This window comes from Actinomadura sp. NPDC048955 (genome assembly GCF_040649435.1).
Taxonomy (GTDB): Bacteria; Actinomycetota; Actinomycetes; order Streptosporangiales; family Streptosporangiaceae; genus Spirillospora; species Spirillospora luteofluorescens.
This window is the reverse complement of the sequence record NZ_JBEZJI010000034.1, coordinates 1-12,594: the sequence shown is the minus strand read 5'-3', so window position 1 is coordinate 12,594 and position 12,594 is coordinate 1. Positions and strand designations below refer to the sequence as shown.

Here is a 12,594-nt window from a genome sequence, read left to right as displayed (position 1 = left end):
CCGGCGGTGTGGGGCGCGCCCCCACAGTGGAAAGAGAGAAGTGATCGTGAGCGTTCCGGAGGAGCTCCGCTACAGCGAGGAGCACGAGTGGGTGTCGGGCCTCGGTGGCGAGGACGGCATCGTCACGGTCGGCATCACCGCGCACGCCGCCGACGCCCTCGGCGAGATCGTCTACATCGAGTTGCAGCCGTCGGAGGGCGACGCCGTCGAGGCGGGCGAGCCGTGCGGCGAGGTGGAGTCGACCAAGTCGGTCAGCGACCTCTACTCCCCCGTCAGCGGCGAGATCACCGCGGTGAACACCGCGGTGGTGGACGAGCCGAAGGTCATCAACGACGACCCGTACGGCGAGGGCTGGATCTTCAAGGTGCGGATCTCGGAGGAGCCGGGCGACCTGCTCGACTCCGCCGCCTACGACAAGCTGATCGAGGAAGCATGAGCCTGAACGACTCCCTCGCGACGGCCGATCCGGAGGTCGCCGAGGCCGTCGCGGCGGAGCTGCGGCGCCAGCAGGGCACCCTGGAGATGATCGCGTCGGAGAACTTCGCGCCCGTCTCGGTGCTGGAGGCGCAGGGGTCGGTCCTGACGAACAAGTACGCCGAGGGGTATCCGGGGCGCCGCTACTACGGCGGCTGCGAGTTCGTCGACGTCACCGAGCAGCTCGCCATCGACCGGGCGAAGGCGCTGTTCGGTGCCGAGCACGCGAACGTCCAGCCGCACAGCGGGGCGCAGGCCAACACGGCGGTGTACTTCGCGCTGCTCCAGCACGGCGACACGATCCTCGGCCTCGACCTCGCGCACGGCGGGCATCTCACGCACGGGATGCGGCTGAACTACTCCGGCAAGGTGCTGAACGTGGTGCCGTACCACGTCCGCGCCGAGGACGGCCTGGTCGACATGGACGAGGTCGCCTCGCTCGCGGCCGAGCACCGGCCGAAGATGATCGTGGCGGGCTGGTCGGCGTACCCGCGGCAGCTCGACTTCGCCGCGTTCCGGCGGATCGCCGACTCGGTCGGGGCGCTGCTCATGGTCGACATGGCGCATTTCGCGGGCCTGGTCGCGGCGGGGCTGCACCCGTCGCCCGTCCCGCACGCCGACATCGTGACGACCACGACGCACAAGACGCTCGGCGGCCCCCGCGGCGGGCTGATCCTCGCCCGCGAGGAGTACGGCAAGAAGATCAACTCGGCGGTGTTCCCCGGGATGCAGGGCGGCCCGCTGGAGCACGTGATCGCGGCGAAGGCCGTCGCCCTGAAGATCGCCGGGTCGGAGGAGTTCCGGGCCCGGCAGGCGGCGACGGTGGAGGGCGCGAAGCTGCTCGCCGAGCGGCTGCTCGCCGAGGACTCCGCCAAGGCCGGTGTGAAGGTGCTGACCGGTGGGACGGACGTCCACCTCGTGCTGGTCGACCTGGTGGACTCCGAGCTCACCGGGCGGGACGCCGAGGACCGCCTGCACGACATCGGCATCACGGTCAACCGCAACGCGGTGCCGAACGACCCGCGTCCGCCGATGGTGACCTCCGGTCTGCGCATCGGCACCCCGGCCCTGGCGACCCGCGGTTTCACCGCCGAGGACTTCGCCGAGGTCGCGGACGTGATCGCGCTGGCGCTGCAGCCGTCCTTCGACCGGGACGCGCTCGCGGCCCGGGTGAAGGCGCTGGCCGACAGGCATCCCCTGTACCCGAACCTGTGACGTTCCGGCGCCTCCTCCCCCGGCCGGGGTTCCCCTCCGGGGGAGGGGGCGCGGCTACAACGAGGTAGCTATGGCCATCAGCGTTTTCGACCTTTTCAAGATCGGTATCGGTCCGTCGTCGTCCCACACGGGCGGGCCGATGGCGGCGGCGCACCGGTTCGCGCGGGGCCTCCAGAGTGACGGGCTGCTGGAGAAGACCGCTTCCGTCGCCGTGACCCTCTACGGGTCGCTCGGCCTCACCGGCAAGGGCCACGGTTCCGACAAGGCCGTCATCCTCGGTCTGGAAGGCGACAAGCCGGAGCTCGTCGACGTCGACCGGGTGGACGAGCGGCTCGCCGCGATCCGCGAGCGCGGGGCCCTGCGCCTGTTCGGCGACCACGACGTCCCGTTCGTGGTCAACGAGCACCTGGTGTTCGAGCGCAAGGAGTCGCTGCCCGGCCACCCGAACGGGATGCGCTTCACGGCTCTGGACGCCTCGGGCGAGGAGCTGCGCGCCAAGGTGTACTACTCGGTGGGCGGCGGCTTCATCCTGGACGAGAACGCCACCGGTGCCGACCGCATCAAGCCCGACGACACCGTCCTGCCGTACCCGTTCGACACGGCCGCCGAGCTGCTCGAACGCTGCCGGGAGACGGGCCTGTCGATCTCGGCGCTGATGCTGGAGAACGAGAAGGCGTTCGGCCGCGGCGCCGCCGAGATCCACGACGGGCTGCTCGAACTCTGGGACGTCATGCGCGCCTGCGTCTCCCGGGGCTGCACCCGTGAGGGTCTCCTGCCGGGCGGGCTCAAGGTGCGCCGCCGCGCTCCCCAGCTGCACCGCCAGCTCTCGGTCGAGAAGGCGTCCGATCCGCTCCACGCGATGGACTGGATCACCTTGTTCGCGCTCGCCGTCAACGAGGAGAACGCCGCGGGCGGGCGCATCGTCACCGCGCCGACCAACGGCGCCGCGGGCATCATCCCGGCCGTCCTGCACTACTACGACCGGTTCATCCCGGGCCGGGACGACGAGGGCGTGGTGCGGTTCCTGCTGACCGCGGGGGCGATCGGCGTGCTGTTCAAGCAGAACGCCTCGATCTCCGGCGCCGAGGTGGGCTGCCAGGGCGAGGTCGGTTCGGCCTGCTCGATGGCCGCCGCCGGGCTCACCGAGGTCCTCGGCGGCACCCCGGAGCAGGTGGAGAACGCCGCGGAGATCGGGATCGAGCACAATCTCGGCCTGACCTGCGACCCCGTCGGCGGCCTGGTGCAGGTCCCCTGCATCGAGCGCAACGCCGTCGGCGCCGTGAAGGCCATCAGCGCCGCCCGGATCTCGCTGCGCGGCGACGGCCGCCACTTCGTCTCGCTCGACAAGGCCATCAAGACCATGCGCGACACCGGCCGCGACATGCTCGACAAGTACAAGGAGACCTCGCGCGGCGGCCTCGCCGTCAACGTCATCGAGTGCTGAGTTCCGGCGCTACCGGAGCGGGATGTCGAGGCCGTGCTCGTGCTCGGGGCGCGGGCCGTGGATGCGGCGGTCGGCCTCGCCGATCGCGACGTCGTTGATGCTCGCCTCCCGCCGTCGCATCAGGCCGCGCTCGTCGAACTCCCACAGTTCGTTGCCGTAGCTGCGCCACCACTGCCCGCCGGCGTCGTGCCACTCGTACTGGAAGCGGACGGCCATGCGGTTCTCGCGGAAGCCCCACAGGCTCTTGCGCAGGGCGTAGTCGAGCTCCCGCTCCCATTTCGCGGTGAGGAAGGCGATGATCTCCTCCCGTCCGGTGACGAACCTGTCCCGGTTCCGCCAGACCGAGTCGGGCGTGTAGGCGAGCGCCACCCGGTGCGGGTCGCGGGTGTTCCACGCGTCCTCGGCCGCCTGGACCTTCTGCCTGGCGGTCTCCATGGTGAACGGCGGGTAGGGCGGGCGGTCCTCGGGCACGGCGGCCTCCTCAGGTTGAGAACGAGCGTTCTCCATCACTGTCGCTAAGGTAGGGAACGATCGTTCTCAACGTCAAGTCAGGAGCGCCGATGCCGGCCGCGATCACCGAGGAGCAGCAGGACCGGGACCGCCAGGGGCTGCTGGACGTCGCCGAGCGCCTCTTCTACCGGCAGGGCGTCCAGGCGGTGGGCATGGACGAGCTGCGGACCGCCTCCGGCCTGCCGCTCAAGCGCATCTACCGGCTCTTCCCGACGAAGGAGGCCCTCGTCGTCGCGATGCTGGACCGCCGCGACCGCCGCTGGCGCGGGAGCCTGGCCGCCCACCTGGACGCCGAGCCCGACCCCCGGCGGCGCGTCCTCGCCCTGTTCGACTGGCTCGGCGCGTGGTTCGCCGAGCCCGGCTTCCGCGGCTGCGCCTGGGTCAACGCCTACGGCGAGCTCGGCTCGTCCTCCCCGGCGGTCGCCGACGCGGCCCGAGCCCACAAGCGGGCCTTCCACGACCAGGTCGTCGCCCTGCTGTCCTCCGTCGACGCGTCCGCCGCCGAATCCGTCTACCTGCTCGCCGAGGGCGCCATCGTGGTCGCCGGAATCCACGGCGACCCCACCGCCGCCGCCCGTGCCCGCACCGGCGCCGAACTCCTCCTGGGCCGGAACGCCCGGGGTTGACCCTGCCGTTGGCGGCAGGGTTGCACGCTGGCGCCATGGAGACGAACTCACACGACAGGGTCGTTCTGGTCACCGGCGCGGGAACCGGCATCGGACGGGCCACGGCCCGCATGTTCGCGGCCGAGAGCGCCCGGGTCGTGGCCGTCGGGCGGCGGCCCGAACCACTGGCCGAGACCGCGCAGGGACACCCCCGGATCGAGCCCCTCGCCGCCGACATCACCGGCGACGGCGCCGCCGAAGAGATCGTGCGCAGGGTGACGGACGCGCACGGGCGGCTGGACGTGCTGGTCAACAACGCGGCGATCGTCCAGAGCGGAACCCTGGAGACGCTCACCCCGGAGGCGATCGCGCCGCAGCTCGCGACGAACCTGGTGGCGCCCGTCCTGCTGACCCAGGCGGCGCTGCCCGCGCTGGACGGCGGCGGGGTCGTCGTCAACGTCAGCACGTCCGTCGGGCAGCGGGGCTGGCCGGGCAACGCGTTCTACGCCGCCACCAAGGCGGCGCTGGAGACGCTCACGCGCAGCTGGGCGCTGGAGCTCGCGCCGCGCGGCATCCGGGTGGCCGCCGTGGCGCCCGGTGCGATCGCCACCCCGATCGGCGCGCACCAGGGCCTGTCCGCCGAGCGGCTGGCGGCGTTGAGGCGGTGGCAGATCGAGCACACCCCGCTCGGCCGCGTCGGGCGTCCCGAGGAGGTCGCATGGGCGATCACGCGCCTGGCATCGCCGGACGCCTCGTTCGTCACCGGGGCCGTCCTCGCGGTGGACGGAGGGGCGGTGGTCGCCTGAGCCGGCGGGCCCGCCGCCTGGTAGAACCGGGGGCGGAGGTGGTGGCGGTGCGGATCGGCGAGCTGGCGCGGATCACCGGGACGACGCCGCGCGCGCTGCGGCACTACGAGGAGGCGGGGCTGATCACGTCCCGGCGGGCGGACAACGGGTACCGGATCTACGACGGGAGCACGGCCGTGCGGGTCCGCAACATCCGGGAGTTGCTCGCCGTCGGCCTCACGCTCGACGACGTGCGCGCGTTCTCGGTCTGCCTGGACGGCGACGTGGCGGCCTCGCCCCCGTCCGAGCGGGGCCTCCGGATCGCCCGCGACCGCCTCGCCGTCCTCGACGCCCGCATAGCCGCCCAGACCAGGGCCCGCGACCACCTGGCCACCGCTCTCGCCAAGGCGGCCGGCCGCCGCCCCGCGCCGGCCCGCTGACGCGCGCCCGCCGGCGGGTGTCCCGCCTGGAATATCCGGTTCCGCCGCTCCCCGGAACCGTGTGAGGATCACCGCATGCCGATCGATCCGCACCTGCTCGCGCTGTTCTTCGTGACCTCCGTCATCGCCATGGTGATCCCCGGTCCCGACATGCTGTTCGTCCTCGGGTGCGGCATGCGCGGCGGGCCGCGGGCGGGGCTGCTCGCCACGGCCGGGGTCGCGACGAGCGAGGCCGTCCACGTCGCCGTGGCGGCGGCGGGGCTGGCCGCGCTCTTCGCGGCGGTGCCGGTCGCGTTCACGGTGGTCCGGGTCGCCGGGGCCGCCTACCTGATCTTTCTGGGCGTGCAGACCCTGCGGCACCGCAGGGACGTGGACGCGGCGCCGGCGGGGGTCTCGGGGCGGCGGGCGTATCTCAACGGGCTGCTGACCAACCTGCTGAACCCGAAGATGGTCACCTTCACCATCGCGTTCCTGCCCCAGTTCATCGATCCCGGGCTCGGGCACGTGTGGGCGCAGTTCGCGATCCTCGGCGCCGTCCTGATCGCGCTGGAGTTCCTCGTGGACGGCACGGTCGGCGTCCTCGCCGGACGCATCGGAGACTGGCTGCGCCGCCGGCACACCGCCCGCCGGCGACTCAACGCCACCGTGGGCACGCTGTTCATCGGCCTCGGCATCCGCCTGGCCGCCGAGCGCTGACACCGCACCGCCACACCCCCGCACCGCCACACCCCCGCCCCGCCGGTAGCGGGCGGGGTCAGGGGCGGGCGCCGCGGCCGGTCGGGGAGTGGGCGCCGCGGCGGGCCTCGCCGCCGCAGTGGCGGCAGACGACCTGGGGGCTGACGGCCTCGCCGCAGGAGTGGCGCCAGCTGACGGGCGGGTCGTCCGGGTGCAGATGCCGGTCGCCCCAGGCCATCAGCACGAGCAGCACGTCGCACAGCTCCATGCCCGCGGGGGTGAGGCGGTACTCGTAGCGCACCGGGTGGTCGCTGTAGCGCTCGCGGCTGATGATGCCGTTCGCCTCCAGCTTGCGGAGGCGGGCGGTGAGGATGTCGCGGGACGCGCCGGTGTTGCGGACGATCTGGTCGAACCGCCGCACCCCGTAGCTCAGCTCCCGGATCGCCAGGAGGCTCCAGCGCTCGCCGACCAGGTCCAGGGTGTCGGCGATCGAGCACTCGCGCGGATCGGCGTCCTTCGGCATACCGGGAAGCCTAGAGCCTGTCTCGAAGTGGCCTGGGCAAGGCGCGTCAGAGCCGCTCCACGATGGTGGCGTTGGCCAGCCCGCCCGCCTCGCACATCGTCTGCAGGCCGAACCGGCCGCCGCGGTCCTCCAGGGCGTGCAGCAGCGTCGTCATGAGGCGGGCGCCGCTCGCGCCGAGCGGGTGGCCGATGGCGATCGCGCCGCCGCGCACGTTGACGCGGGCGAGGTCGGCGCCGGTCTCGCGCGCCCACGCCAGGACGACCGGGGCGAACGCCTCGTTCACCTCGAACAGCTCGATGTCGTCCAGCGTGAGGCCGCCGCGCTCCAGCACCCGCGCGGTCGCGGGGATGATCGCGGTGAGCATCAGCAGGGGGTCGTCGCCGGTCACGGCGAAGGCGTGGAAGCGGGCGCGCGGGCGCAGGCCGAGCCGCGCGGCGACGTCGGCGCCCATGACCAGGACGGCGGCGGCGCCGTCGTTGACCGGGGAGGCGTTGCCCGCGGTGATCTTCCAGCCGATCTCGGGGAAACGCTCGGCCGTCCGCTCGTCGTGGTAGGCGGGCTTCAGGGCGGCGAGGGCCTCCGGCGACGTCCCCGGGCGGACGGTCTCGTCCCGCTGGCCCGTCCAGGCGACCTCCCGGTCGAACTCGCCGTTCTTCCACGCCTCGGCGGCGCGGCGGTGGGACTCGAAGGCGTAGGCGTCGAGTTCCTCCCGCGACAGGTCCCAGCGGGCGGCGATCAGCTCGGCGCTGATGCCCTGGCCGACGAGCCCGCCCGGGTAGCGGTCGGGGAGCAGCGTCCCGAACGGATCGCTGCCCGGCAGGACGCTCGATCCCATCGGGACCCGCGACATCGACTCGACCCCGCACGCGATGGCGATGTCGTAGGCGCCGCTCTGCACGCCCTGCGCCGCGATGTGCAGGGCCTGCTGGGACGAGCCGCACTGCCGGTCGACCGTCATGGCGGGGACGCTCTCGGGGAACCCGGCGGCGAGGACGGCGGTGCGGGTGAGGTTGAGCGCCTGGTCGCCCGCCTGGGTGACGACGCCGCCGATCACGTCGTCCACGTCCGCCGGGTCGATGCCCGCCCGCTCGACCAGGGACGCCAGCGTCCGGGCCAGCAGGTCGGCCGGGTGGTCGCCGTGCAGGGCGCCGCCGGCCCTGCCCTTGCCGAGCGGCGTGCGCACGGCCTCCACGATCACCGCGTCGCGCATGGAACCCACCTCCGTTGCGTTTTCCAACTCACTCCGGAAGTATCCGCTCGGCGAACCGGGGAGCACAATCCACCGCGAAGGTGAGTTGGATTACACAACTAAGCAGGCGAAAACCCGGGGGCCGTAGCAGATCGCCACGACCCCCGGGTCTTCGGGCCGCTCAGCGGGAGGGGCCCATGCCGTTGTCCGTCTGTACCCTCCATGCGTCGAAGAGCCCCTCGGTGGAGCCGCCCGAATGTCGTCGGTCGGACAAGCGTGCCTCCTGATCTCCTCGACGTCGCGTTCCCTTTGGACATTAGCCCCACAAGCCGACATAGACCCAAAATGGGAACTCAAGCCGCCGTCAAGCATCGGGGCCGCCGACCCGACGCGACCGTCTAGCCCTTGTACATCTCCCGCATCTTGCGCGCGGCGTCGCCCGGTTTGCGCTTCGGCCCCTTGCCCGTGGCCTCCTCGCCGCGGCGCGGCCGCTTCTCGCGCTCCGGTTCGGACTCCGCCTTGCCCGTGGGCTTCCCGGGCTTGCCAGGCTTGTCGTTCACGACAACTCCCCCGATGTCGTTCCAACTGTCGGTCCATAAGTACCCCGTCTAGCGGGGATAGAAGCGCACCTCCGGGCGGCCGACCTGGCCGTAGTGGGGGCGGCGCTCGGCCAGCCCGTTCTCCGCCAGGTACTCCAGATACCGGCGCGCGGTGACCCGGGAGACGCCGGTGAGGTCGGCGGCGGCCGCGGCGGACAGTCCGTCGGCGGACGACGCCAGCACGTCGGTCACGGCCTGGAGCGTCTCGCCGCTCATCCCCTTGGGCAGCGCGTGGTGGTCGGGGGTGCGCAGGGTGGCGAGCATCCCGTCCACGTCCGCCTGCCCGCTGACCTCCCCCGAGCCCACCGTCTGCTCCCGGAACCGCGCGTACCGGACGAGCTTGTCGCGCAGCGACGCGAACGTGAACGGCTTCAGCAGGTACTGGACGATGCCGACCGCCACGGCGGTGCGGATCACCGCGAGATCCCGCGCGGACGTCACGGCGATCACGTCCACGTCCCGTCCCCCGGCGCGCAGCGCGCGGCAGACGGTGAGGCCGTGCGTGTCCGGCAGGTAGAAGTCCAGCAGGACGACGTCGACCTGCGTCCGCTCGCAGAACCGCAGCGCGTCCGCCCCCGAGTGCACGACCCCGGCGACGGTGAACCCGGCGACCCGCTCGACGTAGGTCCGGTGCGCCTCCGCCGCCACCGGGTCGTCCTCGACCACCAGCACTCTGATCACGCTTCACCGTCCCCGCGCCGGGACCCGGCCGCTCGCGCCGCCAGGGGCAGCCGGACCGTGAACACCGCGCCGCGGCCGGAGCCGCTCGCGCTCACCCGCACGTCACCGCCGTTGCGGCGGACGGCCTGGCCGACCAGGGCGAGGCCGAGGCCGTGCCCGACCGGGCCGCCGGACGCCTTCGTCGTCCAGCCGCGCCGGAACATCGCGGGCACGGCGGACGGGTCCACGCCCGGCCCGCTGTCGGACACCTCCAGCACGAGCGCCCCGTCCTCCTCGCGGGCACTGACGCCGACGCGCGGCGGCCGGTCGGCGGCGCCCTCGATCGCCGCGTCGACCGCGTTGTCGATGAGGTTGCCGAGAATGGTCACCAGGTCGCGCGGCTCGACCGCGCCCTCGATCACGGTGTCCTCGCCGATCACGAGCTCCACGCCGCGCTCCCCCGCCTCGGCGGACTTGCCGAGCAGCAGCGCGGCCAGCACGGGCTCGCCGACCGAGCCGACGACCCGGTCGGTGAGCCGCTGCGCGCTCGCCAGCTCGGCGGTCGCGAACTCCACGGCCTGCTCGGAACGGCCCAGCTCCACCAGCGACACCACCGTGTGCAGGCGGTTCGCGGCCTCGTGCGCCTGCGAGCGCAGCGACTCGGCGAACCCGCGCACCGTGTCCAGCTCGCCTGCCAGCGCCTGGAGCTCGGTGTGGTCCCTCAGGGTGACGACGTTGCCCATCACCCGGTCCCGCGACCGGACGGGTGAGGTGTTCACCACGAGGACCCGCGTGTCCCCCACGTGGATCTCGTCCGACCGCGGCACGGCCGACACCAGCGTCTCCACCAGCTCCTCCGGCAACCCGAGGTCCGCGACGTCGCGCCCGTGCGGCTCCCCGGCGGGCGCCCGGGACGGCGCCGCGTCCCCGCCGGCCGCACCGGACGGCCCGGCGTCCAGGTCGAGCAGGTGCCTGGCGGCGTCGTTGCAGAGCACGATGCGGCCATTGCGGTCGAGGATGAGGAGGCCTTCGCGGACGGCGTGCAGGATCGCCTCGTAGTACTCGAACATGCCGCGCAGCTCGCCCGGGGCGACGCCCCGGGTCTGGCGGCGGAGGCGGGCGGAGACGAGGTAGCTGCCGGCCATCCCGACGGCGAGGACGGCCGCGGCGACGGCGCCCAGGGCCACCAGGCGCCGGCGCAGCTCGGCCGAGATCGCCTTGACCGTGATGCCGACCGCGACCAGGGCGACCACGCGGTGGTCGTCGCCGAAGACGGGGGCGACGGTGCGCACGGACGGTCCGAGCGTGCCGGTGTAGGTCTCGGTGAACGTCCGGCCGGCGAGCGCGGGGGCGGTGTTGCCGACGAAGGTCCCGCCGATGCGCGACGGGTTCGGATGCGTGTAGCGGATCCCCGCCGGACTCATGATCGTGATGAAGTCGACCCCGGTGTCGTGCCGGACGCGCTCGGCGTAGGGCTGCAGCAGGCGGCTCGGCGCCGGGTCGGCGAGCGCGGCGCGGACGGTCGGGGCGTCGGCGATGCTCACCGCGACCGCCGACACCGTCTGGGTCGCGCTGTCGTCGACGGCGCGGCCGGAGTCCAGGAAGGCCAGCGCCGCGCCCGCCGCCACGAGGAGCCCGAGGACCGCCGCCTGGAGCGCGAGCAGCTGCCGGGCCAGGCTCCAGCGGCCCGGCGCCGTCCATCGAGGACGCACTCCGTCCCCCCTCCCGCCTCGGCCCCACCGCGTCTCGGTGTCACCGCATCGCACCGTGCCGTGAACGAAATGTACACAAGGGTGACCCCGGTCACAGAACCGCGCACACTCATGTGCGGACAGACCCCCAGCCCCCGCCTGACCTGCGAGCTCACCTCCAGTGCGGCGCCCACGGTGTGCATGCTCCGGCCCCGGCCGGAGGATGGGCGCCGCCGCGGGGCGGCGGCCCGCCCGCGGATCCGACCGGACCGGGCGGGCGCCGCCCCTCGCACCGAGGCCGGGGTCCTGAGCCGAGGAGGTCCCCCGTGACCCCGCCCGCCTCCGAGCCCTCCCGCAACCGCGTCCACTACCTGTACCTCGCCGTCGTCGCCGCCGTGGTGGCGGGCGCGGTGGTCGGGCTGCTCGCGCCGGACTTCGCGCAGGAACTGAAACCGATCGGCACCGCGTTCGTCAACCTGATCAAGATGATGATCTCGCCGATCATCTTCTGCACGATCGTGCTCGGCATCGGCTCGGTCGCCAGGGCGGCCGAGGTCGGCCGGATCGGCCTGGTCACCATCGCCTACTTCCTGGTGATGTCGACGCTGGCCCTCGCCATCGGGCTGGTGGTCGGGAACCTGCTGCACCCGGGCGCCGGGCTGCACCTGGACCCCTCGTCGGTCGCCGAGGCGAAGTCGCAGGCCGAGGGGGGCGAGGGCACCACCGACTTCCTGCTCGGCATCATCCCGGACACGCTGGTGTCGGCGCTGACCGAGGGCCAGGTGCTGCAGGCGCTGCTGGTCGCGCTGCTGACCGGCTTCGCGCTCCAGGGGCTCGGCCCGGTGGGCGCGCCGATCCTGCGGGGCATCGAGCACCTGCAGAGGCTGGTGTTCCGCATCCTCTGGATGATCATGTGGGCGGCGCCGGTGGGGGCGTTCGGCGCGATCGCGGCGGTGGTCGGGTCGAGCGGCTGGGACGCGCTGAAGAGCCTCGCGGTGATCATGCTGGGCTTCTACGCGACGTGCGCGGTGTTCGTGTTCGCGGTGCTCGGCGCGGTGCTGTGGGCGGTCAGCCGGATCAGCGTGTTCGCCCTGCTGCGCTACCTGGCCCGCGAGTTCCTGCTGATCCTGTCGACGTCGTCGTCGGAGTCGGCGCTGCCGCGGCTGATCGCCAAGATGGAGCACCTCGGGGTGAGCCGCCCCGTCGTCGGCATCACCGTGCCGACCGGGTACTCCTTCAACCTCGACGGCACCGCGATCTACCTGACGATGGCGACGCTGTTCATCGCGTCCGCCCAGGACCGGCCGCTGTCGGTCGGCGCGCAGATCCCGCTGCTGCTCTTCATGATCGTCGCGTCGAAGGGCGCGGCGGGCGTCACCGGCGCCGGCCTGGCGACCCTCGCGGGCGGCCTCCAGTCGCACAAGCCCGCGCTGGTGGACGGGGTGGGGTTCATCGTCGGCATCGACCGGTTCATGTCCGAGGCCCGCGCGCTGACGAACTTCGCGGGCAACGCCGTCGCCACCGTGGTCATCGGCACGTGGACGAAGGAGTTCGACGCCGAGCGGGCCCGCCGCGTCCTCGCCGGCGAGGACCCGTTCAACGAGGACACCCTGCTGGACGACCACGGCCCCGCCGCCGAGCCGTCCGGGACGCGGGAGGGGCCGCCGGTGCCCGCCGCCGGGGGCGCGCCCGCGATCGGCTGAGTGGCGTAAGAGCAGCTACAGCGGCGGGACGGGCGGTGAGTGTGTGGAGCTAGCCGCCGTGTCGGGGCGGGTTCTGGTTCG

Annotated in this window: 14 protein-coding genes and 1 pseudogene; 9 read left to right on the top strand and 6 right to left on the bottom strand. The window is 73.0% G+C overall.

Annotated features, from left to right (window positions below):
- The first annotated feature begins 46 nt into the window (after window positions 1-46).
- From gcvH to AB0C84_RS27990, 3 genes are all read left to right on the top strand, one after another.
- Window positions 47-436, top strand: a complete 390-nt coding sequence (gene gcvH, locus AB0C84_RS28000; protein ID WP_179846499.1) for a glycine cleavage system protein GcvH — start codon at window positions 47-49, stop codon at window positions 434-436.
- On the top strand, window positions 433-1,689 hold the full coding sequence (gene glyA, locus AB0C84_RS27995) for a serine hydroxymethyltransferase (RefSeq protein WP_258941795.1): 1,257 nt from the start codon (window positions 433-435) through the stop codon (window positions 1,687-1,689). The genes gcvH and glyA overlap by 4 nt, the downstream gene beginning before the upstream one ends.
- 70 nt (window positions 1,690-1,759) lie before the next feature.
- The gene (locus tag AB0C84_RS27990; protein ID WP_258941794.1) at window positions 1,760-3,133 is read left to right on the top strand and encodes an L-serine ammonia-lyase; all 1,374 of its coding nucleotides are present in this window, start codon (window positions 1,760-1,762) and stop codon (window positions 3,131-3,133) included.
- A gap of 9 nt (window positions 3,134-3,142) precedes the next feature.
- On the opposite strand, the gene AB0C84_RS27985 is transcribed toward AB0C84_RS27990, so the two are convergent.
- Window positions 3,143-3,604, bottom strand: coding sequence for a nuclear transport factor 2 family protein (locus AB0C84_RS27985; RefSeq protein ID WP_361072167.1), 462 nt, complete (start codon window positions 3,602-3,604; stop codon window positions 3,143-3,145).
- An 89-nt stretch (window positions 3,605-3,693) separates the two neighbouring features.
- Here AB0C84_RS27985 and AB0C84_RS27980 point away from each other — a divergent pair, with 89 nt between their 5' ends.
- The 4 genes from AB0C84_RS27980 to AB0C84_RS27965 all read left to right on the top strand — a co-directional run bounded on the left by AB0C84_RS27980 (window position 3,694) and on the right by AB0C84_RS27965 (window position 6,169).
- On the top strand, window positions 3,694-4,269 hold the full coding sequence (locus AB0C84_RS27980) for a TetR/AcrR family transcriptional regulator (RefSeq protein ID WP_361072164.1): 576 nt from the start codon (window positions 3,694-3,696) through the stop codon (window positions 4,267-4,269).
- A 35-nt stretch (window positions 4,270-4,304) separates the two neighbouring features.
- Window positions 4,305-5,054: an SDR family oxidoreductase gene (locus tag AB0C84_RS27975; protein WP_361072161.1), complete on the top strand. Its 750-nt coding sequence runs from the start codon at window positions 4,305-4,307 to the stop codon at window positions 5,052-5,054.
- Between the two features lie 47 nt (window positions 5,055-5,101).
- Complete coding sequence (locus AB0C84_RS27970) at window positions 5,102-5,473, top strand: MerR family transcriptional regulator (RefSeq protein WP_361072158.1); 372 nt, start codon at window positions 5,102-5,104, stop codon at window positions 5,471-5,473.
- Window positions 5,474-5,548: 75 nt separating this feature from the next.
- Window positions 5,549-6,169, top strand: a complete 621-nt coding sequence (locus AB0C84_RS27965; protein ID WP_361072155.1) for a LysE family translocator — start codon at window positions 5,549-5,551, stop codon at window positions 6,167-6,169.
- Window positions 6,170-6,227: 58 nt separating this feature from the next.
- On the opposite strand, the gene AB0C84_RS27960 is transcribed toward AB0C84_RS27965, so the two are convergent.
- From AB0C84_RS27960 to AB0C84_RS27940, 5 genes are all read right to left on the bottom strand, one after another.
- The gene (locus AB0C84_RS27960; RefSeq protein WP_179846493.1) at window positions 6,228-6,671 is read right to left on the bottom strand and encodes a helix-turn-helix domain-containing protein; all 444 of its coding nucleotides are present in this window, start codon (window positions 6,669-6,671) and stop codon (window positions 6,228-6,230) included.
- 46 nt (window positions 6,672-6,717) lie between these two features.
- On the bottom strand, window positions 6,718-7,881 hold the full coding sequence (locus AB0C84_RS27955) for a thiolase family protein (protein WP_361072151.1): 1,164 nt from the start codon (window positions 7,879-7,881) through the stop codon (window positions 6,718-6,720).
- A 377-nt stretch (window positions 7,882-8,258) separates the two neighbouring features.
- Window positions 8,259-8,420, bottom strand: a complete 162-nt coding sequence (locus AB0C84_RS27950) for a hypothetical protein (RefSeq protein ID WP_179278653.1) — start codon at window positions 8,418-8,420, stop codon at window positions 8,259-8,261.
- 48 nt (window positions 8,421-8,468) lie between these two features.
- On the bottom strand, window positions 8,469-9,140 hold the full coding sequence (locus AB0C84_RS27945; RefSeq protein ID WP_361072148.1) for a response regulator: 672 nt from the start codon (window positions 9,138-9,140) through the stop codon (window positions 8,469-8,471).
- Window positions 9,137-10,831 carry a sensor histidine kinase gene (locus AB0C84_RS27940; protein ID WP_361072145.1) on the bottom strand — a complete coding sequence of 565 codons (1,695 nt, stop codon included), beginning with the start codon at window positions 10,829-10,831 and terminating at the stop codon, window positions 9,137-9,139. Before AB0C84_RS27940 ends, AB0C84_RS27945 begins: the two co-directional genes overlap by 4 nt.
- A gap of 305 nt (window positions 10,832-11,136) precedes the next feature.
- On the opposite strand from AB0C84_RS27940, the gene AB0C84_RS27935 reads away from it, so the two are divergent.
- Both AB0C84_RS27935 and AB0C84_RS27930 read left to right on the top strand, forming a co-directional pair.
- Window positions 11,137-12,513, top strand: a complete 1,377-nt coding sequence (locus tag AB0C84_RS27935; RefSeq protein WP_361072142.1) for a cation:dicarboxylase symporter family transporter — start codon at window positions 11,137-11,139, stop codon at window positions 12,511-12,513.
- 28 nt (window positions 12,514-12,541) lie between these two features.
- Window positions 12,542-12,594 (top strand): annotated as a pseudogene (locus AB0C84_RS27930) (hypothetical protein); the annotation flags it as partial.